General features: G+C 63.1%; 22 protein-coding genes and 2 tRNA genes. All 24 read left to right on the forward strand.

Going from position 1 to position 25,104, the window contains the following annotated elements; genetic code table 11:
- Positions 1–5 precede the first annotated feature (5 nt).
- Complete coding sequence (gene accD, locus ACW7G0_RS04860) at positions 6–896, forward strand: acetyl-CoA carboxylase, carboxyltransferase subunit beta (RefSeq protein WP_456979622.1); 891 nt, start codon at positions 6–8, stop codon at positions 894–896.
- Positions 897–938: 42 nt separating this feature from the next.
- Positions 939–2,321 (forward strand): phosphoglucosamine mutase, encoded by a 1,383-nt coding sequence (glmM, locus tag ACW7G0_RS04865; protein ID WP_456989453.1) that lies wholly within the window; start codon positions 939–941, stop codon positions 2,319–2,321.
- A gap of 44 nt (positions 2,322–2,365) precedes the next feature.
- Positions 2,366–3,313 carry an isopenicillin N synthase family dioxygenase gene (locus ACW7G0_RS04870; protein WP_456988002.1) on the forward strand — a complete coding sequence of 316 codons (948 nt, stop codon included), beginning with the start codon at positions 2,366–2,368 and terminating at the stop codon, positions 3,311–3,313.
- Positions 3,314–3,420: 107 nt separating this feature from the next.
- Positions 3,421–4,173, forward strand: a complete 753-nt coding sequence (gene tpiA / locus ACW7G0_RS04875; RefSeq protein ID WP_456988003.1) for a triose-phosphate isomerase — start codon at positions 3,421–3,423, stop codon at positions 4,171–4,173.
- Between the two features lie 43 nt (positions 4,174–4,216).
- Positions 4,217–4,657, forward strand: coding sequence for a preprotein translocase subunit SecG (gene secG, locus ACW7G0_RS04880; protein ID WP_456988005.1), 441 nt, complete (start codon positions 4,217–4,219; stop codon positions 4,655–4,657).
- Between the two features lie 132 nt (positions 4,658–4,789).
- A tRNA-Leu gene (locus tag ACW7G0_RS04885) sits at positions 4,790–4,874 on the forward strand.
- 90 nt (positions 4,875–4,964) lie between these two features.
- Positions 4,965–5,321, forward strand: coding sequence for an NADH-quinone oxidoreductase subunit A (locus tag ACW7G0_RS04890; RefSeq protein WP_456961725.1), 357 nt, complete (start codon positions 4,965–4,967; stop codon positions 5,319–5,321).
- On the forward strand, positions 5,312–5,890 hold the full coding sequence (locus ACW7G0_RS04895; protein ID WP_456961724.1) for a NuoB/complex I 20 kDa subunit family protein: 579 nt from the start codon (positions 5,312–5,314) through the stop codon (positions 5,888–5,890). The genes ACW7G0_RS04890 and ACW7G0_RS04895 overlap by 10 nt, the downstream gene beginning before the upstream one ends.
- Complete coding sequence (locus ACW7G0_RS04900; protein ID WP_456988007.1) at positions 5,883–6,611, forward strand: NADH-quinone oxidoreductase subunit C; 729 nt, start codon at positions 5,883–5,885, stop codon at positions 6,609–6,611. The genes ACW7G0_RS04895 and ACW7G0_RS04900 overlap by 8 nt, the downstream gene beginning before the upstream one ends.
- A gap of 98 nt (positions 6,612–6,709) precedes the next feature.
- Positions 6,710–7,939, forward strand: coding sequence for an NADH-quinone oxidoreductase subunit D (locus tag ACW7G0_RS04905; protein WP_456962967.1), 1,230 nt, complete (start codon positions 6,710–6,712; stop codon positions 7,937–7,939).
- 28 nt (positions 7,940–7,967) lie between these two features.
- On the forward strand, positions 7,968–8,495 hold the full coding sequence (nuoE, locus tag ACW7G0_RS04910; protein ID WP_456961722.1) for an NADH-quinone oxidoreductase subunit NuoE: 528 nt from the start codon (positions 7,968–7,970) through the stop codon (positions 8,493–8,495).
- 8 nt (positions 8,496–8,503) lie between these two features.
- Entirely contained in the window at positions 8,504–9,859 is a 1,356-nt protein-coding gene (gene nuoF, locus ACW7G0_RS04915) for an NADH-quinone oxidoreductase subunit NuoF (protein ID WP_456988008.1), read from the forward strand.
- Complete coding sequence (nuoG, locus tag ACW7G0_RS04920) at positions 9,856–12,117, forward strand: NADH-quinone oxidoreductase subunit NuoG (RefSeq protein WP_456988010.1); 2,262 nt, start codon at positions 9,856–9,858, stop codon at positions 12,115–12,117. The genes nuoF and nuoG overlap by 4 nt, the downstream gene beginning before the upstream one ends.
- Positions 12,118–12,122: 5 nt before the next feature.
- Positions 12,123–13,184, forward strand: a complete 1,062-nt coding sequence (nuoH, locus tag ACW7G0_RS04925) for an NADH-quinone oxidoreductase subunit NuoH (RefSeq protein ID WP_456961719.1) — start codon at positions 12,123–12,125, stop codon at positions 13,182–13,184.
- A 9-nt stretch (positions 13,185–13,193) separates the two neighbouring features.
- Positions 13,194–13,682 carry an NADH-quinone oxidoreductase subunit NuoI gene (gene nuoI, locus ACW7G0_RS04930; protein ID WP_456961718.1) on the forward strand — a complete coding sequence of 163 codons (489 nt, stop codon included), beginning with the start codon at positions 13,194–13,196 and terminating at the stop codon, positions 13,680–13,682.
- An 8-nt stretch (positions 13,683–13,690) separates the two neighbouring features.
- Positions 13,691–14,344 carry an NADH-quinone oxidoreductase subunit J gene (locus ACW7G0_RS04935; protein WP_456988011.1) on the forward strand — a complete coding sequence of 218 codons (654 nt, stop codon included), beginning with the start codon at positions 13,691–13,693 and terminating at the stop codon, positions 14,342–14,344.
- Positions 14,345–14,349: 5 nt separating this feature from the next.
- On the forward strand, positions 14,350–14,667 hold the full coding sequence (gene nuoK / locus ACW7G0_RS04940) for an NADH-quinone oxidoreductase subunit NuoK (protein ID WP_456962966.1): 318 nt from the start codon (positions 14,350–14,352) through the stop codon (positions 14,665–14,667).
- A gap of 13 nt (positions 14,668–14,680) precedes the next feature.
- Positions 14,681–16,738 carry an NADH-quinone oxidoreductase subunit L gene (gene nuoL / locus ACW7G0_RS04945; protein ID WP_456988013.1) on the forward strand — a complete coding sequence of 686 codons (2,058 nt, stop codon included), beginning with the start codon at positions 14,681–14,683 and terminating at the stop codon, positions 16,736–16,738.
- Positions 16,739–16,778: 40 nt separating this feature from the next.
- On the forward strand, positions 16,779–18,278 hold the full coding sequence (locus ACW7G0_RS04950; protein ID WP_456989454.1) for an NADH-quinone oxidoreductase subunit M: 1,500 nt from the start codon (positions 16,779–16,781) through the stop codon (positions 18,276–18,278).
- A gap of 53 nt (positions 18,279–18,331) precedes the next feature.
- Complete coding sequence (gene nuoN / locus ACW7G0_RS04955; RefSeq protein ID WP_456988015.1) at positions 18,332–19,774, forward strand: NADH-quinone oxidoreductase subunit NuoN; 1,443 nt, start codon at positions 18,332–18,334, stop codon at positions 19,772–19,774.
- 215 nt (positions 19,775–19,989) lie between these two features.
- A tRNA-Met gene (locus ACW7G0_RS04960) sits at positions 19,990–20,066 on the forward strand.
- 216 nt (positions 20,067–20,282) lie between these two features.
- Positions 20,283–20,909 (forward strand): ribosome maturation factor RimP, encoded by a 627-nt coding sequence (locus tag ACW7G0_RS04965; protein WP_456988016.1) that lies wholly within the window; start codon positions 20,283–20,285, stop codon positions 20,907–20,909.
- A 4-nt stretch (positions 20,910–20,913) separates the two neighbouring features.
- Positions 20,914–22,401 carry a transcription termination factor NusA gene (gene nusA, locus ACW7G0_RS04970; RefSeq protein ID WP_456988018.1) on the forward strand — a complete coding sequence of 496 codons (1,488 nt, stop codon included), beginning with the start codon at positions 20,914–20,916 and terminating at the stop codon, positions 22,399–22,401.
- 122 nt (positions 22,402–22,523) lie between these two features.
- Positions 22,524–25,100: a translation initiation factor IF-2 gene (infB, locus tag ACW7G0_RS04975; RefSeq protein ID WP_456988020.1), complete on the forward strand. Its 2,577-nt coding sequence runs from the start codon at positions 22,524–22,526 to the stop codon at positions 25,098–25,100.
- The last annotated feature ends 4 nt before the right edge of the window (positions 25,101–25,104 follow it).

Below are 25,104 nucleotides of genomic sequence, written 5' to 3' on the forward strand. Positions count from 1 at the left end.
AACGCATGTCCTGGCTCAAGAAATTAATGCCGTCCGGCATCCGGACCGATGCCGCTGCTGCCAAGCGTCGCAGCGTGCCCGAAGGCTTGTGGGAAAAGTGCGACCGGTGCGGCGCGGTACTGTACCGGCCGGAGCTGGAGGAGAACCTGGAGGTCTGTCCGAAGTGCAACCACCACCGGGCGATCCGTGCCCGGGTACGGCTCAAGGCCTTGTTCGACCCTGGCAGCACCAGCGAGATCGCCGCCGAGCTTGCGCCGGTCGATGTGCTCAAGTTCAGGGATCAAAAGAGGTACTCGGACCGGCTCAAGGCCGCACACAAGTCCACCGGCGAACGCGACGCGCTGGTGGCCTTGCGCGGCACGCTCAAACAGCGCCCGCTGGTCGCCTGCGCGATGGACTTCGCCTTTATGGGCGGCTCGATGGGCTCGGTCGGCGGTGAGCGCTTCGCCCGCGCCGCCGAGCAGGCGCTGGCCGACGGCTCGCCCTTGGTGTGTTTTTCCTCCAGTGGCGGCATGCGCATGCAGGAAGGCCTGTTCTCGTTGATGCAGATGGCCAAGACCTCCGCGGCGCTGGGGCGCTTGCGTGAAGCCGGGCTGCCCTATATTTCGGTGATGACCAATCCCAGCTTCGGCGGCGTGTCGGCGTCGTTTGCGATGCTTGGCGACATCAACATGGCCGAGCCGGAGGCGTTGATCGGTTTCGCCGGCCCGCGCGTGATCGAGCAAACCGTGCGCGAGACGCTGCCTGAGGGCTTCCAGCGCGCCGAGTTCCTGCTTGAGCACGGTGCGATCGACCAGATCTGCGACCGTCGCGAGATGCGCGACCGGCTTGCCGACTTGTTGGCGATGATGATGAAACAACCCCAGCCGCAGGACGATGCCGAAGTCGTGGCATGACTTCACGTGGCATGACGTCACGTGGCATGACGTGAGTGAAATCTGATGAGTCGTAAATATTTTGGTACCGACGGCATCCGTGGCCGGGTCGGCGAGGGCGCTATTTCCGCCGACTTCGTGCTGCGGCTGGGCAACGCTTACGGCTTTGCGCTCAAGCGCGCGGCGCAGGGCGAGCGCGCGTGGCGCAAGCCGGTGGTGATCATCGGCAAGGACACCCGGATCTCGAACTACATGTTCGAGGCCGCGCTGGAGGCGGGTCTGGTCGCGGCCGGCGTCGATGTGCAGTTGATGGGGCCGATGCCGACCCCGGCGGTCGCCCATCTGACCCGCTCGATGCGCGCTGACGGCGGGATCGTGATCTCCGCGTCGCACAACCCGCATTTTGACAATGGCATCAAGTTTTTCTCCGCGCATGGCGAGAAGCTGGACGACGCTACCGAGTTGGCGATCGAGGCATCGCTGGAGGAGCCTTTCAGTACCGTGCCCTCGGAGGAACTGGGCAAGACCGAGCGCACCCGCGACGCGATCGGTCGCTACGTGGAGGCCTGCAAGAACTCCGTGCCCAAGGGTTTCGACCTGGGCGGCATGCGCATCGTGCTGGATTGTGCCAACGGTGCGACCTACCAGCTGGCCCCGTTGGTGTTGCGTGAGTTGGGCGCCCAGGTTGACGCAATCGGGGTCGAGCCCAACGGCCTGAATATCAATGACGGGGTCGGTTCGACCCACCCGCAGGCGCTGGCCCGACGGGTGCGCGAGACCGGCGCGGTGCTGGGCATTGCGTTTGATGGTGACGGTGACCGGGTGATGTTCGTCGACCGCCAGGGCGAGGTTTGCGATGGTGACGACCTGCTCTACGTGCTGGCCAATGACTGGCGCCAGAGCGGTCGCCTGCGCGGCCCGGTGGTCGGTACGGTGATGACCAATTACGGACTGGAGCGCGCGTTCGAGAGTGAAGGGATTGGTTTTGTCCGGGCCAAGGTGGGCGACCGTCACGTACACCAGCAACTGGTCGCGCATGGCGGGGTGCTGGGCGGGGAAGCTTCGGGCCACCTGCTGTGCCTGGACCAGAGCGGTACTGGCGATGGCATCGTCAGCGCGTTGCAGGTGCTGGAGGTGCTGCATCGTCGTGGTGTCGAGCTGGCCCAAGCGTTGGCCGGGCTGGAAAAGGTGCCCCAGCGGACCGTCAATGTCCGCTTCAGCAATGGCACCCGTCCTGCCGAGGCGGCATCGGTGCAGGCGGCATTGGCCGACGCGCAGCTGGCGGTAAAAGGGCGCGGACGTGCATTCTTGCGGCCCTCGGGCACCGAGCCGGTGGTTCGGGTCACCGTCGAGGCCGATGGCGCCGAACTCGTGCAATCCACGCTCGACCGCCTGGCCGAGGCCGTGCGCCAGGCTGCGAAGCAGGGCAGCCCCCAGGAAAAGTAGTTCGCGCTGCGTTCCACACAGCGCTTCATTGCAATGGATAGGACATGAGCCAGACCCGCATCCCCGTTTTTGACATCCGACGCTTCGATGATCCGGCGCAACGTGACGGATTCGTCGCGCAGCTCGGCGATGCCTACCGCGAATGGGGTTTTGCCGGGATTCGCGGCCATGGCATCCCGGCTGACCGGATCGCCGAAAGCTACGACGTGTTCCAGCGCCTGTTTGCGCTGCGCGACGACGTCAAACGGGGGTATCACGTCGCGGGCGGCGGCGGCGCGCGTGGCTACACGCCGTTCGGAGTCGAGACCGCGAAGGGTGCCGTCCATCATGACCTGAAGGAGTTCTGGCATATCGGTCGCGAGATCCCGCGCGACTCCAGGCACGCAGGCGTCATGCCGCCCAATATCTGGCCGTCGGAGATTCCCGAGCTGCATCGGATCGCCTATGGCCTGTATCAGTCGCTTGACGGGTTGGGCGCGAAGGTGCTCAGCGCGTTGGCGTTGCATATCGACCTTCCGGCGGATTGGTTCGACGACAAGATCGACTCCGGCAATTCGATCCTGCGGCCGATCCATTACCCGCCGATCACCTCCGCCCAAGTGCCCAACGTGCGCGCGGGTGCGCACGAAGACATCAACCTGATCACGTTGCTGGTGGGCGCCAGCGCCGCAGGCCTGGAGGTGCTCTCGCGCGGCGGGCAGTGGGTGCCATTCACCGCGGAGGCCGACACCATCGTGGTCAACATTGGCGACATGCTGCAGCGTTTGACCAACCACGTGTATCCCTCGACCACACATCGGGTGGTGAACCCCATGGGGGAGGCGGCGCGCCAGCCACGCTACTCGGTTCCATTCTTCCTGCACCCGAATCCCGACTTCCTGATCGACGTGTTGCCCGGCACGATCACCGCCGACAACCCCAGCCGTTATCCCGAGCCGATTAGCGCGCAGGATTACCTGGACCAGCGTTTGCGTGAAATCAATTTGAAGTAGTCCCGTCGCTGGCTAGTCCCGCAACCGGCGCAGTGGGTACTGGGGTAGAATCGCGGTCTTCAAAATCGCGGTTTTTTACAATCGCGGCTTTCAACATCGGAGTTGGCATGGCTCGTCGCAAGATCGTCGCAGGGAACTGGAAGCTGCACGGTGATCGTCATTTCGCCGCGGAATTGCTGGATGCCATCAGCGCTGCGAGCGTTTCGCCCGGGGTCGAGCGGATCATCCTGCCGCCCATGCCCTATCTGGGTGAACTGGTGGCGCGCTATGCAAGTCGCGGACTGGTCTTTGGCGCGCAGGACGTCAGTCGCAACCAGAAAGGCGCCTACACCGGTGAGGTTTCCGCGGCAATGTTGGTCGATATCGGCGCGCGCTATGGCCTGGTGGGTCATTCGGAACGTCGCCAGTACCACAATGAAACCAGCGAACTGGTCGCCGGGAAGTTCCTTGCGGCCAAGGCTGCCGGGCTTGCCCCGATCCTTTGCATCGGCGAGAGCCTGAGCGAGCGGGAGGACGGGCAGACCGAGTGGCGGCTGCAAGAACAGCTGGCTCCGTTGCTCAAGGACGGAGCCGGTGCGTTCGATGGCGCGATCGTGGCCTACGAGCCGGTATGGGCCATTGGTACCGGCAAGACCGCGACTCCGGAGCAGGTGCAGGCGGTTCATGCATTCATCCGTAGCGAAGTCGCTGCCCACGATGCTAGAATCGCTGACTCGCTGCCGATCCTGTACGGCGGTAGCGTGAAGGCCGACAATGCCGCCGCACTGTTTTCACAAGCGGACGTTGATGGCGGCCTTATTGGCGGCGCCGCACTGGCAGCTGCCGACTTCAACGCCATCGCGGCTGCGTTGGTGCCCTGACCGGTTCCGGTTCACCCCGGACGATTGACTGAAGAGCTTTCCGATGCTGTTGTTCCTCAACGTCATCTATTTGATTATCGCGATCGCCATGATCGCCATGATCCTGATGCAGCGCGGCGCAGGTGCGCAAGCGGGCGCAGGGTTTGGCGGCGGTGCTTCGGCGACCGTGTTCGGCGCGCGCGGTGCATCGAGTTTCCTGTCCAAGTCGACCAAATGGCTGGCCATCACGTTTTTCTGCATCAGCATGTTCATGGCGTGGCAGGCGACCAAAGTGCTCGGCCCAGCCGCGGCAAGTCAGGATCTTGGCGTGATGTCGCAGGTGCCGGTTGCGCCCGCACTGCCCCAGGAGAATGCGGCCGTTCCCGCGACCATTCCCGCAACGCCGGAGCAGGCGACACCCGTGCCCGTGCAGGCCCCGATCGATGCCGACGGCGTGCCAGCAGTCCCCGCCGACGCAGAGACACCGAAACCCGTCGGCAACTGAGGCAGCGCGATACAATAGGAGCAAAAGTGACGTCCGGCATGGAGCGCCGGGTGTCCGGTCATGATGACCAAAAACCGTCGTTGCCAGTGAGTGGGGCGCGGAATCAGGGACGAAGGAGGTTTTGGAGATTGTGCCCAGGTGGCGGAATTGGTAGACGCACTACCTTGAGGTGGTAGCGGCTTAGGTCGTGGGGGTTCGAGTCCCCCCTTGGGCACCACTCCAGTTTGCATTAGTCAACGGTACCTACGCAGTTTGGTGCCGCCGAGCCAAGTCCGCGTTCGCGCGGCGTAGCCGAGAGAGAACGGAAGTGCTGGGCGAATATCTGCCGACCCTGTTGTTCCTTATTGTCGCCACCGGTATTGGCGTGGTGTTGTTGGTCGCCGGCTACGTGCTCGGCCCCAGGCGCCCGAGTCTGGCCAAACTGTCTCCCTACGAATGCGGATTCGAAGCATTCGAAGATGCGCGCATGCAGTTCGACGTGCGCTACTACCTGATCGCGATCCAGTTCATCATCTTCGACCTGGAGATCATCTTCATCGTGCCGTGGGCAACGGTATTCCGGGATCTTGGCCTGGTCGGCCTGGTCGAGATGGCGATCTTTGTCAGCATGTTGCTGTTGAGTTTCATCTATGTATGGAAGAAAGGGGCGCTGGAATGGGAGTGAGTGAGACCATCTCGGGTCTGATGCACAATCCGGTGCCGGTAGGGCGCCTTGATGACATCCTGCTTCCCGAGGCTGACAACCCGTTGATGCAGCAGGGTTTCGTCACCACCAACCTGGATGCGCTGTGGAATTGGGCGCGAACCGGCTCGATGTGGCCGGTGTCGTTCGGCCTGGCCTGTTGCGCGGTGGAAATGATGCACGCCGGCGCGGCGCGCCTGGACCTGGACCGTTACGGCGTGATCTTCCGCCCGTCTCCGCGCCAGTCCGACGTGATGATCGTGGCCGGCACCCTGGTCAACAAGATGGCCCCGGCGCTGCGCAAGGTCTACGACCAGATGCCCGACCCCAAGTGGGTGATCTCGATGGGCAGCTGCGCCAATGGCGGCGGCTATTACCACTATTCCTATTCCGTCGTGCGCGGGTGCGACCGTATCGTGCCAGTGGATATTTACGTGCCGGGTTGCCCGCCAACGGCCGAGGCGCTGGTGTACGGCATCCTGCAGTTGCAGAAGAAGATCCGTCGTGGCACCAACTTTGGTGGGGCCAAGCAGGGTGTGCGGGATGAGTGAGTCGGTTGCAGCGTATGCCGATCGCTTGCGCGAGCGTTTCGCCGATGGCCTGGTGACGGTGGCCGAGCCGCGTGGCGAGATCACCCTGGATGTCGATCCGACGCAGTGGCTGGCGGCTGCGCTGGCGTTGCGCGACGAGTTCGGTTTCGAGCAGCTGACCGATGTCAGCGGCGTCGACTACCTGAGCTACGGCAGCGATGAGTGGAATACCGAAGCCACGTTCGAGGGATTCTCGCGCGGCGTCGAAGGCAAAGGCCCGGGGCGCTTTGTCTGGGGCGAGTCGCCCAACGGTGCGGCCGACGCGCCGGATCGCCGTTTTGCCGCGGTCGCCCACCTGTTGTCCTATCAGCACAACCGACGGCTTCGCCTGCGTACCTTTGCCGCGGATGACGCGATGCCGGTCGTGGACTCGCTGACCTCGGTCTGGGCGGGCGCGAACTGGTTCGAGCGTGAGGCGTTCGATCTGTTCGGCATCATTTTCGAGGGCCACCCGGACTTGCGCCGGATCCTTACCGATTACGGCTTCATCGGCCACCCGTTCCGGAAGGACTTCCCGCTGATCGGCAACGTCGAGGTCCGCTACGACGCAGAAAAGAAGCGCGTGATCTACGAACCGGTATCGATAGAGCCGCGGGTATTGGTGCCGCGTGTGATCCGCGACGACTCGCGTTACCAGACTGCTGTCGGTGAATCGGCGGCCCGTCGCGAGGTCAAGCCATGAGCACGCCCACCCACCAGATGCCGCTGGTCAACCAGGCCCGACTCGACCCCAGCCCGATTTCAGGGTTGAAGGGCAGTCCGGAGATCCGCAACTACACCATGAACTTCGGCCCGCAGCATCCGGCCGCCCATGGTGTACTGCGCCTGATCCTGGAAATGGACGGCGAGGTCGTGCAGCGTGTCGACCCGCATGTCGGCTTGCTGCATCGCGGTACCGAGAAACTGGCCGAATCCAAGCCGTTCAACCAGTCCATCGGTTACATGGACCGGCTCGACTACGTGTCGATGATGTGCAACGAGCACGCCTATGTGCGTGCGATCGAGACCCTGCTGGATATCGAGGTGCCGGAGCGCGCGCAGTACATCCGCACCATGTTCGATGAGATCACCCGCCTGTTGAACCATCTGATGTGGCTGGGTTCCAACGCCCTCGACCTGGGTGCGATGGCGGTGATGCTGTACGCGTTCCGCGAGCGCGAGGAGTTGATGGATTGCTACGAAGCGGTATCCGGGGCGCGCATGCACGCGACCTACTACCGGCCCGGCGGCGTCTATCGCGACCTCCCGGGGCAGATGCCGCGTTACAAGGAGTCGCCGTGGCGCAAGGGTGCCAAGCTCAAGCGCTTCAATGACTGGCGCGATGGCTCGATGCTCGATTACCTGGAAGCGTTCTGCAACGATTTCCCGCATCGCGTGGACGAGTATGAAACCCTGCTGACCGACAACCGGATCTGGAAGCAGCGCACCGTCGGAATCGGCGTGATCAGCCCGGAGCTGGCCAAGGCCTGGGGCATGACCGGGGTGATGTTGCGCGGCTCGGGTGTTGCCTGGGACCTGCGCAAGAAGCAGCCGTACGCGAAGTATGCGGAGATGGATTTCGATATCCCGCTGGGCACCGAAGGTGACTGCTACGACCGCTACCTGGTCCGTATCGCCGAGATGCGTCAATCGACCCGGATCATCCAGCAGTGCGTCAAATGGCTGCGGGTGAATCCCGGCCCGGTGATGGTCGACAACTACAAGGTGCGGCCGCCAGAACGTGAGGAAATGAAGGAGTCGATGGAAGCGTTGATCCATCACTTCAAGTTCTTCACCGAGGGTTATTGCGTGCCCGCCGGCGAGACCTACTGCGCAGTGGAGGCACCCAAGGGCGAGTTTGGCTGTTATCTGGTATCGGACGGCGCCAACAAGCCTTTCCGGGTCAAGCTGCGCGCGCCTGGTTTCGCGCATCTGTCGTCAATGGACACGGTCGTCCGGGGCCATATGCTGGCCGACGCCGTGGCGATGATTGGTACCTATGACCTCGTGTTCGGCGAGGTGGATCGCTGATCGTGGCGATCGCTGAGGATTTGAAAGCATGAAAGCGACTGGAAATTTCGAGGCGTGCAAGAACGTCGACCCGATGGTTGCGTTGTCGGATGACACCCGCGCGCAGATCGATCACTGGGTGGCCAAGTTCCCGCCCGAGCGCAAGCGTTCGGCCGTGATCCAGGGGTTGTTCGCAACCCAGGAGCAGAACCATGGCTGGCTGAGCGACGAGCTGATCTGCGCTGTGGCCAAGTACCTGGGCCTGCCGCCGGTGCATGCCTACGAAGTGGCGAGTTTCTACTCGATGTTCGTGTTGCAGCCGGTGGGCCGCAACAACGTCGCTTTCTGCACCAACATCAGCTGTTGGCTCAACGGCGCCGAAGACCTGGTCGCCCACGCGGAGAACAAGCTCGGTTGCAAGCTGGGTGAATCCACTGCCGACGGCCGCGTCTTCCTCAAGCGCGAGGAAGAGTGCGTCGCTGCCTGCTGCGGCGCACCGGTGATGCTGGTCAACGGCCATTACCACGAGAAGCTCGATGCGGCGCAGGTCGACGCGCTGCTCGACGGGCTGGAGTGAGAGGGGACATGGCGCACCACGATTATTCCAAGGGCTACGGTCCGGTCGGTCCTGCTCCGCAGGAGCACAGTGTCGTGTACACGACGCTCCACTACGACACGCCGTGGTCGTATGACAACTACCTCAAGACCGGTGGTTACAGCGCCTGGCGCAAGATCCTCGACGAGAAGATCGCGCCGGCCGACGTGGTCGAGATGGTCAAGCAGTCCGGTCTGCGGGGACGCGGTGGCGCGGGCTTTCCGACCGGTCTGAAGTGGAGCTTCATGCCCAAGGGCGACGAGGTCCAGAAATACATCCTGTGCAATTCCGACGAATCAGAGCCGGGCACCTGCAAGGATCGCGACATCCTGCGTTTCAACCCGCATTCGGTGATCGAGGGCATGGCGATCGCCTGCTATGCGACCGGCTCGACGGTGGCCTACAACTACCTGCGCGGCGAGTTCCACCATGAGCCGTTCGAGCGTATCGAGCAGGCGCTGAAGGAAGCCTACGACAACGGCTGGCTGGGCAAGGACATCCTTGGCTCGGGTATCGACATCGACATCCATAATGCATTGGGTGCGGGTGCCTATATCTGTGGTGAAGAAACCGCATTGATGGAGTCGCTGGAAGGCAAGAAGGGCCAACCGCGCTACAAGCCGCCATTCCCGGCCAACTTCGGTCTGTACGGCAAGCCGACCACGATCAACAACACCGAGACCTACGCCTCGGTGCCGACCATCATCCGCAACGGTCCGGAATGGTTCCTCAACCTCGGCAAGCCGAACAATGGCGGCGCCAAGGTGTTCTCGGTGTCCGGCCACGTCGCCAAACCGGGCAACTACGAGATCCGCCTGGGTACACCGTTCTCCGAGTTGCTGGAGATGGCCGGGGGTATCCGCCCAGGCCACAAGATCAAGGCGGTGATCCCCGGTGGATCCTCGATGCCGGTACTGCCGGGCGAGACCATGATGGGCCTGACCATGGATTACGACGCGTTGCAGAAGGCCGGCTCCGGCCTTGGCTCCGGCGCAGTGATCGTGATGGACGAGACCGCCTGCATGGTGCGCGCCTGCCAACGCATCGCGCGGTTCTACTACAAGGAAAGCTGCGGTCAATGCACGCCATGTCGCGAAGGCACCGGCTGGATGTACCGCATGATCAGCCGCGTCGTCGACATGCGCGCGACCGTGGAGGATCTCCAGGTGCTGCGCGAATCCGCCGGACAGATCGAGGGGCACACCATCTGTGCATTCGGTGAAGCCGCGGCATGGCCGGTGCAGGGCTTCCTGCGCCATTACTGGGCGGAGTTCGAGTACGCCATCGTGAACAAGCGTTTCCTGGTGGATGACCAGCGCGACGGGCGCGTGGAGAAGGTGGCATGAGCGCCGAAGCGGAAAACACCAGCGTCGCCCCAGTAGTGCCGGAAGGGCATGTCGCGATCGAGATCGATGGCGTCGCCACCACCGCGCCGAAGGGTTCGATGATCATCCAGGCCGCGGACAAGGTCGGCATTCCGATCCCGCGGTTCTGCTACCACGACAAATTGTCGATCGCGGCGAACTGCCGGATGTGCCTGGTGGACGTGGAGAAGATGGGCAAGCCCGCGCCGGCCTGCGCCACGCCGGTCATGGATGGCATGAAGGTCAGCACCCGCAGCGAGAAGGCGCTGAAATCGCAGCGCAACGTGATGGAGTTCCTGCTGATCAACCATCCGTTGGACTGCCCGATCTGCGACCAGGGTGGCGAGTGCGAGTTGCAGGACCTGTCGCTCGGTTACGGCCGCTCGGTGAGTCGTTTCGCGGAACGCAAACGCGTGGTCGCCGATGAGGACATCGGGCCGCTGGTGGCGACCGAGATGACCCGCTGCATCCACTGCACGCGATGTGTCCGATTTACCGCCGAGATCGCCGGGACCTACGAGTTGGGTGGCATGTATCGAGGCGAGGACTTGCAGATCGGCACCTACGACGGCAAGCCGTTGACGACCGAGTTGTCCGGCAACGTCATCGATGTATGCCCGGTCGGCGCGCTGACCAACAAGCCATTCCAGTTCCGCGCCCGCGCCTGGGAGATGCAGGCGCGCGAGTCGCTGGGTTACCACGACGCGCTGGGCAGCAACTTGTTCCTGCACGTGCGCCGTAGCGAGGTGATGCGCAGCGTGCCGCGTGACAACGACATGGTCAACGAGTGCTGGTTGTCGGATCGCGATCGCTATTCCCATCAGGGCCTGTACGCGAGTGACCGCGCGCTGGAGCCGATGATCAAGGACGGTGGCCAGTGGCGTGATGCCACGTGGGAGGAGGCGCTGGCGAAAGCCGCGACCATCCTGCGTGACAACGCGGCGGACCAGTTGGGGATGCTGGTGCACCCTGCGACCTCCAATGAGGAGGGTGCTTTGCTGACCCGTCTTGGCGACTTGCTGGGAACCGGCAACATCGATCATCGACTCAGTCAGTGCGACCTGTCCGACGCCGCGATCGCCGATGTTTTCCAGATGCAGGTCGCCGATGTCGAACAGGCGGACATGGTGCTCATCGTCGGCGCCAACCTGCGGCACGAACTGCCGCTGGTGAATGCACGGGTACGCAAGGCGTGGCAGAACGGCGCCAAGGTCCACGTGGTCAACCCGGTTGATTTCGATCAGACCTTCGACCTTGCCGGCAAGCAGATCGTGGCGCCATCCAGGTTGGCGGCAGCGCTTGCCGATACCGGGTTGCGCGATGCGGCCAAGACGGCTTCGCGCGCCGTTGTGTTTATCGGCGCGCTGGCCGAGAACAGCCCGCATGCCTCCGCGATCCGGGCCGCCGCAGCCGATTTTGCGGCAGCCACGGGTGCGCGCCTGTGCCGCATTCCACAGGGAGCCAATGCCGTTGGACTGGCCGATCATGGCGTGCTGCCCACCGCGCGCGACGCTGGCGCCATGCTGCGCGAGCCGCGTACCGCCTACCTGCTGTACGGGATTGAGCCGGGCCTGGATTTTGCCGATACCGCCGCCGCCTTGAAGGCGTTGGGCAGCGCGCAGGTCGTCGCGTTCAGTCACTTTGCGTGCGAGTCGACCCGTGCGGTCGCCGACGTGATCCTGCCGATCGGTCTATTGCCCGAAATCGACGCCACCCTGACCAACGTCGATGGCCGCGAACAAGCGGCGGTAGCGGCTGGGAAGCTCCCGGGCCAGGCGCGTGCCGGCTGGCGCGTGTTGCGTGCCCTGGGCGGTCAACTTGGCGGGCAGACCGCGGTGCAAGGGTTTGAATTCACCGACCTGGCGGGCCTGCGCGCGAGCCTGGTCAAACGCGAGGTCAAGCCGGTCGCCGGCCAGAGCGTGTCCGTCGATGCTTCCGGTGAGGGTCTGGAGATTGCCACCAGCGTGGCGATCTATCGCTGCGATGCAGTCGTGCGCCGCGCTTCCGCGCTGCAGGCCCATCCGCTCAATGTAGGTCCGCGAGCGATGATTCATCCTTCCGACGCCGGGCCTCTGGGGCTGGAAGACGGTGCTACCGGCAAGTTCGATACCACTGCCGGCATTGCGAGCTTGCCTGTTCTGGTAAGCGACCAGGTCGCCGCCGGCACGGTGTGGATTGAAAGCGGCTACGGCGCCACCGCACCCATGGGCGCCGGGCGCGTCAAGGTACGGGGAGCGTGAGCGTGATGAATGACCTGATCACTCCGTTCCACGGTTGGCTGAGCTCGTTCGGGGCGGTAGGGACCGTGGCCTGGCTGGTATTGATGATCCTGACGATCACGGTGCCACTGATCATCGCGGTGGCCTTCTATGTGCTCTGGGAGCGCAAGCTGATCGGCTGGATGCATGTCCGCGTCGGGCCGAAATACGTCGGTTTTGGCGGTCTGTTGCAGACGTTCGCCGACGTGTTCAAGCTGCTGTTCAAGGAGTTGTTGCAGCCGGCTGCTGCGTCGCCGTTCCTCTACAAGTTGGCGCCGATGCTGGCGCTGATTCCGGCGCTGGCGGCGTGGGCGGTCATCCCGTTTGACGCCCAGGTCGTGCTGTCCAACGCCAACGCGGGCCTGCTGTACCTGTTGGCCATGACCTCGATGGGGGTCTACGGAGTGATTCTCGCCGGCTGGGCAACCAACTCGAAGTACGCCTTGTTGGGCGCCATGCGCGGCGCGGCGCAAATGGTCGCCTACGAGATCGCGATGGGCTTCGCTCTGGTCGGGGTAATGGTTGCCGCCGGCAGCTTGAACCTGACCGAAATTGTGATGGCGCAGTCTGGTAATGCGGGCCTGTTCGAGTGGTTCTGGCTGCCGTTGCTGCCGTTGTTTGTGATCTATTTTGTGTCCGGCGTGGCGGAGACCAACCGGCTGCCGTTCGACATGGTCGAGGGTGAGTCGGAAATCACCGGTGGCCATCTGGTCGAGTATTCCGGTGCCGGTTTCGCGCTGTTCTTCCTGGCCGAATACGCGAACATGATCCTGATCAGCTTCCTGGTCTCGATCTTCTTCGTTGGTGGCTGGCTGAGCCCGCTGCAGGGCTGGGGCATTCCGCTGTTGTCGGTGGATGGCTGGTGGTGGCTGTTTGCGAAGGTGTTCTTCTTTGCCAGTTGCTTCGTCTGGTTCCGCGCCTCGTTTCCGCGCTATCGCTACGACCAGATCATGCGCCTCGGCTGGAAGGTATTCGTTCCGCTGGCGATCTTCTGGATCGTCGTGGTCGCGCTGATGGCGTATTTCGGCGTGTTCGAGCCGGGGCAATAAGGTAGAGCCATGAATCGCATCGTTTCCTTCTTCAAAAGCCTGCTGCTCATCGAGCTGCTGCGTGGCATGGGATTGACGCTCAAGTACGCGTTCAAGACCAAGTACACGTTGATGTATCCGATGGAAAAGACGCCGCAGTCGCCCCGTTTCCGGGGCATCCATGCGCTGCGCCGGTATCCCAACGGCGAGGAGCGTTGCATCGCCTGCAAATTGTGCGAGGCGGTATGCCCGGCACTGGCGATCACGATCGATTCGGAGAAGCGCGAAGACGGCAGCCGCCGCACCACGCGTTATGAGATCGACCTGTTCAAATGCATCTATTGCGGCTTCTGCGAGGAGTCGTGCCCGGTGGATTCGATCGTGGAAACCCATATCCACGAATACCACTTCGACCAGCGCGGCCAGAACGTCCTCACCAAGCCGCAGCTGCTGGCCATCGGCGACCGGCTTGAAGCCGAAATCGCAGAACGTCGTGCCACCGACGCACCCTTCCGCTGAGTGCCCCCATGGATTTTGTCTTCATAGCCTTCATTGTTTTTTCCCTTGCGGCGATCGCGGCGGCAACCGCCGTCATCAGCGTCCGCAATCCGGTGCATTCCGCGCTGTCGCTGGTACTGACGTTTTTTTCGGTGGCTTGCGTGTGGATCATCGGCGACGCCGAGTTCCTCGGTGTGGCGCTGGTGCTGATCTATGTCGGCGCGGTGATGGTGCTGTTCCTGTTCGTGGTGATGATGCTCGATATCGACATCATTCCGCTGCGTGAGGGATATGTGCGCTATCTGCCGGTCGGATTGCTGGTTGCGGTAGTGATGCTGGTGGAGATGCTGGTACTGATCGGCGCGAAAGCGCTGATGGACACGCCGTTCCCGGTCGATGGCGCGGCCGCTGCCGGCCTGCCCAATACCGAATGGCTGGCGCATGCATTGTTCACCGAATTCCTGCTGCCGTTCGAAACCGCGGCGGTGATCCTGACCGTGGCGGTGATCGCGGCGGTGACGCTGACGCTGCGCCCGCCGCGTGAGGGCGGCAAGAAGCAGAACCCCGGCGACCAGGTGCGGGTGCGCGCCGCCGACCGGCTGCGCGTGGTCAAGATGGACGCGGTCAAGCCGCGACCGCTGGATGACGTCGATAGCACGGGCAATCCCGGGGAGGGCAAGTAATGGATATGTTCGCTTCAGGCTTGGCGCTGGGCCACTTCCTCACCTTGGGAACCGTGTTGTTCTGCATCTCCGTGGCCGGGATATTCCTCAACCGCAAAAACATCATCGTGTTGCTGATGTGCATCGAGCTGATGCTGCTTTCGGTCAACATCAACTTCGTGGGGTTCTCGCGTGAACTCGGTGACCCGTCTGGCCAGGTGTTCGTGTTCTTCATCCTGACCGTGGCCGCGGCGGAAGCCGCCATCGGCCTGGCGATCCTCGTCACGCTGTTCCGTAACCGGCGCACGATCAATGTCGCCGAAATTGACTCGTTGAAGGGCTGATCGGATGTCGGGTATGGAGTTCGCCATTTCCAAGTGGGTGCTGCTGGCCATCGCGCTGGCACCGCTGTTGGGCACGATCATCGCGGGCTTCTTTGGCCGCAGGATCGGTCGCGCCGGTGCACACAGCGTCACCATCGCCGGGCTGGCGGTGAGTTGCGCGCTGTCGGTGTGGGTGCTGTGGCAACTGGTCGGGCAGGGCGCGGCGCCGTTCAACGAGAACCTCTACACCTGGTTCAAGGTCGGCGGGTTCGAGGCACACATCGGCTTCATGGTCGACACGCTGACCGCGATGATGCTGGTGGTGGTGACCTCGGTATCGCTGCTGGTGCATATCTACAGCATCGGCTACATGGCTGGCGACGACGGTTATCAGCGCTTCTTCAGCTACATCAGCCTGTTCACCTTCTCAATGCTGATGCTGGTGATGAGCAACAACTTCCTGCAGTTGTTTTTTGGCTGGGAAGCGGTGGGCCTGGTGTCCTACCTGCTGATCGGTTTCTGGTTCAAGCGCCCCAGTGCGGTGTTCGCCAACCTCAAGGCGTTCATGGTCAACCGGGTGGGTGACTTCGGCTTCATCCTGGGTATTGCCGCGGTGGCGTGGCATTTCGATTCGCTCGATTACGCGACCGTGTTTGCCAACGCGCCAAGCCTGGTAGGGGAATCCATTGCGGTCTTCGCCGGCCACGAGTGGTCGATCGCGACGGTGATCTGCATCTGCCTGTTTATCGGCGCGATGGGGAAATCGGCGCAGGTTCCGTTGCACGTGTGGCTGCCGGACTCGATGGAAGGCCCGACCCCGATCTCGGCGCTGATCCACGCTGCGACGATGGTAACCGCCGGCATCTTCATGGTGGCGCGGATGTCGCCGCTGTTCGAGCTGTCCGATACCGCGTTGCAGCTGGTCCTGTTCCTGGGCGCGACGACCGCGTTTTTCACCGGCCTGATCGGCATCGTGCAGAACGACATCAAGCGCGTCATCGCCTATTCGACGCTGTCGCAGCTGGGCTACATGACGGTTGCGCTGGGCGTGTCCGCCTACAGCGCAGCGGTGTTCCACCTGATGACCCATGCGTTCTTCAAGGCGCTGCTGTTCCTGGCGGCCGGTTCGGTGATCATCGGCATGCACCATCAGCAGGACATGCGCCGGATGGGCGGGCTGAAGAAGTACATGCCGATCACCTACTGGACCATGTTGCTGGGGACGTTGGCGCTGGTCGGTACGCCGTTCTTCAGCGGCTTCTACTCCAAGGACACCATCATCGAGGCGGCGCACCACGCCAGCCAGCATGGTGGATGGATTGCCCAGTACGCCTATTGGGCCGTGCTGGCGGGCGCATTCGTGACCGCGTTCTACAGCTTCCGTCTGTTGTACCTGACCTTCCACGGCAAGGAACGGTTCCGTGATGCGCCAGCGGTGCACGAGGCCGGCCATGATGACCATGGCGAGGACCACGGCAACCACGAACCACACGAGTCGCCGTGGACGGTGACCGTGCCGCTGATCGCGCTGGCGGTCCCTTCGGTGGTGATCGGATTCTTCACAGCGGGTCCGGTGTTGTTCGGGACCAATTGGAATGGGGATATCGCGCAGCTCCCATTCTTCCTCGGCTCGATCGACGTGGCGGCGGCGCGTGACGTGGTGGCAACGCTTGCCAGCCAGGTCTGGCACGGCCCGGTTGCCTTCGCGCTGCATGGATTCAGGGCGCCGGCGTTCTGGCTGGCGTTTGCCGGTTTTGCGCTGGCTACGGTGATGTACCTGTGGAAGCCCGAGCTGCACGCCAAGGCACGCAGGGTCTTTGCGTGGCCGGTCCGGGTACTGGAAAACAAATACGGTTTCGACACGCTGTGGATCAAGGGCCTTGCCGGTGGAAGCGTCCAGTTGGGCAAGGCGTCACGAATGATCGACAGCCGCTTGATCGATGGCGTTGCCGTCAATGGCAGTGTTCGCGTAGTCGAGCTGATCGCCAACCTGAGCCGCCGGATCCAGTCCGGCTTCCTGTACCACTACGCTTTTGTGATGATTATCGGCTTGATCGTGTTGCTGGCCGCACTCATCCGCAACCTGATCTGAGAAGGACCGCGACGTGACCCCAGAGCCTTTACACAGCGCGCTGCCTTTGCTGAGCCTGATTGTCTGGTTGCCGATCATCGGCGGCCTGCTGACCCTCGCATTGGGCAATGAACGCGCCAACGCCGCGCGCTGGTTTGCCACCGCGGTGGCGACCGTCACCCTGGCGCTGAGCGTGTTGTTGTTCACCGGGTTTGATTCCGGCACCGCAGCGATGCAGTTCGTGGAGAACAACGCCTGGATCCCGGCTTTCGATGTGCGTTACCACCTCGGGGTTGATGGGTTCTCGGTGCCGCTGATCGGATTGACCGCCCTGACATCGATGCTGGTGCTGGTCTATGCCTGGAGCGTGGATAAGCGGGTCAGCCAGTACTACGCATCGTTCCTGATCCTGGAAGGGTTGATGATCGGGGTGTTCAGCGCGCTGGACTCGATGATGTTCTACGTGTTCTTCGAGTGCATGTTGATCCCGATGTTCATCATCATCGGCGTCTGGGGCGGGCCGCGTCGCGTCTACGCCGCGATGAAGTTCTTCCTGTACACGTTCCTCGGCTCGCTGTTCATGCTGATCGCGCTGATCTACCTGTACATGAAGGGTGGCAGCTGGCAGATCGCCGACATGGTCCAGTTGCAGCTGTCGGCGGGCGAACAGACCTGGATTTTCTTCGGCTTCCTGCTTGGGTTCGCGATCAAGATCCCGATGTTCCCGGTCCATACCTGGCTGCCCGACGCCCACGTCGAGGCGCCGACCGCCGGCTCGGTGATCCTGGCCGCCATCATGTTGAAGATCGGCGGCTACGGTTTCCTGCGTTTTGCCCTGCCGATCGTGCCTGATGCCGGTGCGGAATGGGCTTGGCTGATGATCGCGTTGAGCCTGATCGCGGTGATCTATGTCGGGCTGGTCGCCCTAGTGCAGGAGGACATGAAGCGGCTGGTGGCGTACTCGTCGGTCGCGCACATGGGCTTCGTGACCCTGGGTACCTTCATTGCCTTCGGACTGGTGCGCGACTTCGGCGACATGGACGCCGCGCGGCTGGGCCTGCAGGGCGCGATGGTGCAGATGGTCAGTCATGGCTTCATTTCGGCGGCCCTGTTTACCTGCATCGGCGTGTTGTACGACCGCCTGCACACGCGCAGCATCAAGGACTACGGCGGCGTGGCGGTAATGATGCCGATGTTCGCGGTGTTCTATGTGCTGTTCGCGATGGCCAACTCCGGCTTGCCCGGGACGTCCGCGTTCGTGGGCGAGTTCATGGTCATCCTGGCCAGCTTCCAGAGCAATCCGTTGATCGCGCTCGGCGCGGCACTGACGCTGATCATCAGCGCCGGCTACAGCCTGTGGCTGGTCAAGCGCGTGCTGTGGGGACCGGTGGTCAACGAGCCGGTCAAGACCATGAAGGACATCGGCGCCCGCGAGTTGTTCGTGCTGGGAGTGTTCGCGGCCGGAACCTTGTTTATAGGCGTATGGCCGAAGCCGTTGACCGACATGATGGAACCGTCCATCGCCAACCTGGCGATGCAGATCGCTGCCTCCAAACTGTAGACACGCCCAGTCGGGCGCTCGTGCCATAAGCACCGACCTATCAGAGATTGCCAATGATCCACGTACGCTCCGCCGCCGAATTGATGCCGTTGTTGCCGGAACTGGTGCTGGTCGGCGGCGCTTTCGCGCTGCTGATGCTCGACCTGTTCCTGTCCGACCGCCGCCGGGTGATGGTTCATGTCCTGGCGATGGTGTTGTTGCTGGTCACCGCTGGCCTGATCGCCTGCGGGGTCGGCGGCCACGCCACTGTGTTCAGCGGTATGTTCGTGCGCGACACCATGGCTGATGTACTGAAGGTCGGCATCGCCATTGCGACCGCGTTGTCGATGGTCTATCTGTGGCCCTACATGCGTGACCGCGGCATCTACAAGGGCGAGATGTCGGTGCTGATGCTGTTTGCAGCGCTGGGCATGATGCTGCTGGTCTCTGCCGGCAGCCTGGTGATGATCTACGTCGGGCTGGAGATGCTGGCGTTGTGCTCCTACGCGCTGGTGGCGATCGACCGCGACAACCCGCTGGCCTCGGAGGCGGGAATCAAGTATTTCGTTCTGGGTTCGCTGGCATCGGGCCTGCTGCTGTACGGCCTGTCGCTGATCTACGGAGCCACCGGCACTCTGGACCTGGATGCCATCGCGCTTGCCGCGCAGACCACCTCGTCGCAGACAATGCTGGTCACCGGCGTGGTGTTCGCGGTAGTCGGCATCGGTTTCAAGTTCGGTGCCGCGCCATTCCATATGTGGTTGCCGGACGTCTACCACGGTGCGCCGACCCCGATCACCCTGTTCATCGGCTCGGCGCCCAAGCTGGCGGCGTTCGGGATGACCTTCCGCCTGCTGGAGCAGGGGCTTGGATCGGCCGATGACCACTGGCGGATCATGCTGGCCGCGCTGGTGGTGATGTCGCTGGCGATTGGCAACCTCGGCGCGCTGATGCAGAGCAATTTCAAGCGCATGCTCGCCTACTCGACCATCTCCCATGTCGGCTTCCTGTTGATGGGATTTGCCGGTGCCGGAGCGATCGGGTTTGCCGCGGCGATGTTCTATGCGATCAGCTACGCGCTGATGGCCGCGGCGGCCTTCGGTGCAATCGTGGTGCTGTCCAGCCGTGGTTTCGAAGCCGATGAACTGGTCGATTACAAGGGACTCAATGCCCGTAGCCCGTGGATGGCCGGAATGGTTCTGCTGGTGATGTTCTCGTTGGCCGGCGTGCCGCCCTTCATTGGCTTCTGGGCGAAGCTGGCTGTGTTGCAGGCGGCGATCCAGGGCGACATGCTCTGGCTGGCCATCGTCGGCATCGTGTTTGCGGTGATCGGCGCGTTCTACTACCTGCACGTGGTCAAGATGATGTACTTCGATGAGCCGATCGGCGAGATGCCGCCGCCGTCGCAGAATCGTCCGTTGCGGATCGTGTTTGGCGTCAATGCCGTCGCGCTATTGGCGCTTGGCCTGGCTTGGAGCCCGATCATGGAGTGGTGCCAGCGTTCATTCGGGCCCTGATTAACGGGGTTTGGCCGCGTTTCCGCACTCGCGGGACGCGCTTGTGCGGCAAGCTTTGCAACAAGTGCGTGGGTCGGTTAAGCTCTGCCTCCCCCAACCGGGGCGAGGCCATGAAATGGGGCCCCGGGTTGGATCGGCACTAGTAGTGTCGAGCAAAGAAAAAGCCTGATCGGGCTTGCGAAGTTCAAAGTCCGCCGCTATCATGGGCGGCCTGATGCGGGGTGGAGCAGTCTGGCAGCTCGTCGGGCTCATAACCCGAAGGTCGCAGGTTCAAATCCTGCCCCCGCTACCAGCTTCGGCCGGGACTGCAGTGTTTGGGCAGTTCGCTGAAAGCCTCGTTTAGAGGCTTTCTTTTTTGGCCAACAGCTCGGGCTTGGTGACGCGTTCTGCTCGCGCGTCACACCGACATCCAGCGGTACGGACAAGGGGCCCAATGGGCCCTTTGTTGCATTTGCAGTATTGACTCGCGGATCGACGCGCCAGTTGCCAATCGCAGGAGTAGGAACGCGTGACGGACAAAGCGGCCGAAATCTCTCAATTGCTGGCCCCCACGGTTGCTTCGTTGGGTGTCGAACTGTTGGGCATCGAGTACCTCCCGTCCCCGGGTGGGGCGGTTGTCCGGCTGTATATCGACTTGCCCGCGAGCGAGCAGGCCAACGGTGACGCCCAGGCGGGTGACGATGGCACCGATGACGGTGCGCCACGAGCGGTCTCCATCGAAGACTGTGAGGCCGTCAGCCGCGAGGTTTCCGCCCAGCTCGACGTGGAAGATCCGATCAGCGGCAACTACACCCTGGAAGTGTCTTCCCCCGGGCTTGATCGGCCGTTGTTCACCGCCGCGCATTTCACCCGCTTTATCGGTGAAACTGCGAAGGTTACGTTGCGGCTGCCGCAAGACGGTCGTCGTCGCCTGACCGGTGTGATTTCACAGGTCACCGACGACGACATGACCTTCCTGGTCGACGGCGCGCCGCTGGTGATCCAGCAGGACAATGTCGACAAGGCTCGCCTGGTCCCGGACTGGGCGGGGTTGGGACTCGAGCCCAGCAAGCCCGGCTCCAAACCGGGACAGCGCAAGAATCCAACCAACACACCAACCAACAAGCCGGCGGCAAAGCCGTCCTCGGCGGAGTAAGCAGATGAGCAAGGAACTGTTGCTGGTCGTTGATGCGGTAGCCCATGAAAAGGGCGTGCCGGAATCGGTGATCCTCGAAGCGATCGAGGCGGCACTGGCGTCTGCGGCGAAGAAGCGTTACCACGATGAAGACGTGCTGGTCCGGGTCAAGATCAATCCCGAGGACGGCAGTTACGAAACCTTCCGCCGGATGGAAGTGGTTGCCGACGACGTGGTGATGGAGTCGCCTGACCGCCAGCTGCGACTGATGGACGCCATCGACGAGGTCGAAGGGGTCGAGGTTGGCGACTACATCGACGAGCAGATCGAGAACCCCGGCTTCGGCCGCATTGCAGCCCAGGCCGCGAAGCAGGTCATCGTGCAGCGGGTGCGCGACGCCGAGCGTGCGCAGGTCATCGACGCATGGAAGGATCGCGTCGGCGAGCTGGTGACCGGCATCGTCAAGCGGGTCGAGCGCGGCAATATCTATGTCGACCTGGGCGGCAACGCCGAGGCGATCATTCCCAAGGACAAGGGCATCCCGCGTGATGTGCTGCGCGCCGGTGACCGCGTTCGTGGCTACCTGTATGACGTGCGCCCCGAGCCACGTGGGCCGCAGTTGTTCATCAGCCGCGCGGCTCCGGAATTCATGATGGAGCTGTTCCAGCTGGAGGTTCCGGAAGTCGGCCAGGGCCTGGTGTCGATCATGGGTTGCGCGCGTGATCCAGGCGATCGCGCCAAGATCGCGGTACTCGCCCATGACAACCGCACCGATCCAATCGGCGCGTGCATCGGCATGCGCGGTTCACGCGTGCAGGCGGTGACCAACGAGCTCAACGGTGAGCGGGTCGATATCGTGCTGTGGTCGGACAACCCGGCGCAGTTCGTGATCAACGCCATGGCACCGGCTGAGGTGCAGTCAATCATCGTTGATGAAGACAAGCACTCGATGGACCTGGCGGTAGCCGAGGATCGTCTCGCCCAGGCGATCGGCAAGGGCGGCCAGAACGTACGCCTGGCCAGCCGCCTGGCGGGTTGGCAGCTCAACGTGATGACCCAGGACCAGGTCATCGAGAAGACCGAGACCGAGCAGGCCGTCGCGCGGCAGTTGTTCCAGAGCAGGCTGGAGGTCGACGAGGAAATCGCCGCGATCCTGGTCAGCGAGGGGTTCAACACGGTGGAGGAGATCGCCTATGTCCCGGTCGGGGAGTTGTTGGCAGTGGAGGGTTTCGACGAGAACATCGTCGAGGAACTCCGCGCCCGCGCCCGCGATGCGTTGCTGAACGAGGCATTGGCGGCCGAGGAAGTGCTGGACGAGCATCATCCGGCCGAAGACTTGCTGTCGCTGGAAGGCATGGACGACGAGTTGGCGTTCGCATTGGCGGCGCAAGGCGTGGTCACGCGCGATGATCTGGCCGATCTGGCGACCGATGAGCTGGCCGAGCTGGAAAACGTGGACGAGGCCCGGGCCGCGGCACTGATCATGGAAGCGCGCAAACATTGGTTTGAGTAGGACGGCCGAACAAGGCCGCCGAGTAGAACGGTAAAGGTTGTTGAACGGGTTCCAGAAACCCAGCCGTTAGAATGCATCATTACGCACGGGCATTGGTCCGTGCCACAGGACACGGAAACCGAATGTCGCAGGAAACCACTATCCGCAAGTTGGCCGCACTGGTGAATACGCCGGTCGAGAAGCTGCTGGAGCAGTTGGCCGAGGCTGGCATGCCCTTCGACGGGCCTGACCAGGCGGTCACCAGCGCCGAGAAGGGCAAGCTGCTCGGCTTCCTGCGCAGCGCCCATGGCAAGGGCAACGCGCCCCTCGCCGTTGGCGGCCCTGCCAAGAAGATCACTCTCAGCCGGAGCCGCAAGCAGGAGCTTACGGTCGGAGGCGGGAAAAGCCGCGCCACGGTTGACGTGGTGGTACGGAAGAAGGTCACCGTGATCCGCCCCGACGAGAAGCAGGGTGAGCCAACCGACGAGCGCGCCGAGATCCTGCGCAAGCTGGAAGCTTCCAGGCAGCGCAACCTCGCCGAGCAAAAGGCACTGGCAGAGGCCGACAAGCGCCGCGCCGACGAAGCCGAGCGGGTGAAGCGTGAAGCCGAGCAGGCCGCACAACTGAAGGTTGAGCAGGCTGCTGCTGCGGCGGCACCCGCGGCTCAGGCAGCCGTGGAGGGCGAGCCCAAGCCCGCTGTGACCCATGGTCACGGCCATCCGAAGCCCGCCGCGCCGCGGGCTGGCGACGAGCGCGGGACTTCACGCCACAAGCGTGGTTCCAATGCCGCTCCCGCCGGCGCCGACGACGATGGACGCGACAAGCGTTTCGCCGGGCAGATGCACTTGAGTGCGTCCGACCGTGCGCGTCGCAGCACCAACACCCGTGGGCGCTCGACGCCGCGGCGCCAGGGCAACCAGGCGCGCAGCGGTACCGGGTTCAGCAAGCCGACCGCACCCATCGTGCGCGATGTTGCGATTGGCGAGACCATCACGGTTGCCGACCTCGCCCAGAAAATGTCGTTGAAGGGTGGGGAGGTGGTCAAGGCGCTGTTCAAGATGGGCGTGATGGCCACCATCACCCAGAGCATCGACCATGACACCGCGGCACTGGTGACCGAGGAGCTTGGCCACAACGTGGTCCGCGCCGATGCAGCCGACGTTGAAAACGTCCTGTTGGCGCACGTGGAAAACAACGATGGCGAGCAGGTGGCGCGTCCACCGGTGGTGACCATTATGGGCCATGTCGACCACGGCAAGACCTCGTTGCTGGATCAGATCCGTCGCACCAAGATCGCGACCGGCGAGGCTGGCGGCATTACCCAGCATATCGGCGCGTACCACGTGCAGACCGACAAGGGCATCATCAGTTTCCTGGATACGCCGGGTCACGCGGCGTTCTCCTCGATGCGGGCGCGAGGCGCGCAGCTGACCGATATCGTGGTGCTGGTGGTGGCCGCCGACGACGGCGTCAAGCCACAGACCATCGAAGCGGTGCAACATGCCCGCGCTGCCAACGTGCCGTTGATCGTGGCAATCAACAAAGTCGACAAGCCCAGCGCCGATCCGTTGCGGGTAAAGAACGAGCTGCTGGAACAACAAGTCGTTGCCGAGGAATTCGGTGGCGAGACGCAGTTCGTCGAGTTGTCCGCGAAGACCGGCCAGAACATCGACGGATTGCTGGACGCGATTTCACTGCAGGCGGAATTCCTGGAGCTTCGTGCCGTCGCCGAAGGCCGCGCCAACGGTGTGGTGATCGAGTCGGCGCTCGACAAGGGTCGAGGCCCGGTGGCCACCGTGCTGGTCCAGCAGGGCGAGCTGAAGAAGGGCGATTATCTGGTCTGCGGCGTGCAGTACGGCCGCGTGCGGGCGTTGTTCGATGAGACCGGTGCCCAGGTCGATTCGGCCGGCCCCTCGATTCCGGTGCAGGTACTGGGTTTGTCGGGTGTTCCCGATGCCGGTGACGATTTCGTCGTGGTCGAGGACGAGCGCCTGGCCAAGGATGTGGCCGGCCAACGTGATGCCCAGCGTCGCGAGTCGCGCCTGGTTGCCCAGAGTGGCACCCGGATGGAAGACATCATGGCCCAGTTGGGTCAGGGTGGAGACCAGCTCAGCCTGCCACTGATCATCAAGGCCGATGTGCAAGGCTCGGTGCAGGCACTGCGCGAGGCGCTGACCGCGCTGTCCACCAGCGAGATCCGCATCAACGTCATTGGCTCCGGCGTCGGTGGTATCAACGAGTCCGATGCGCAGCTGGCATCGACCTCCAAGGCCACCATCATCGGATTCAACGTGCGCGCCGACGCGTCCGCCCGCAAGGTCATCGAGACCAACGGCGTGGACCTGCGTTACTTCTCGATCATCTATGACGTGATCGATCAGGTGAAGCAGGTTGCCTCGGGCATCCTGGGTGTGGAGATCCGCGAGGAAATCATCGGCAATGCCGAGGTTCGCGATGTGTTCCGCAGCTCCAAGTTCGGCGCCGTCGCCGGTTGCATGGTGGTGGAGGGCGTGGTCAAGCGGACCAAACCGATCCGCGTGCTGCGCGACAGCGTCGTGATCTTCGAGGGCGAGCTGGAATCGCTGCGCCGCTTCAAGGAGAACGTCGACGAGGTCCGGGTCAACACCGAGTGTGGCATCGGCGTGAAGCAGTACAACGACGTCAAGCCGGGCGACATGATCGAGTGCTTCGAGCGCATCGAGGTCCAGCGCACGCTGTGATGCC

It is taken from the genome of Lysobacter sp. A286, from assembly GCF_054052105.1.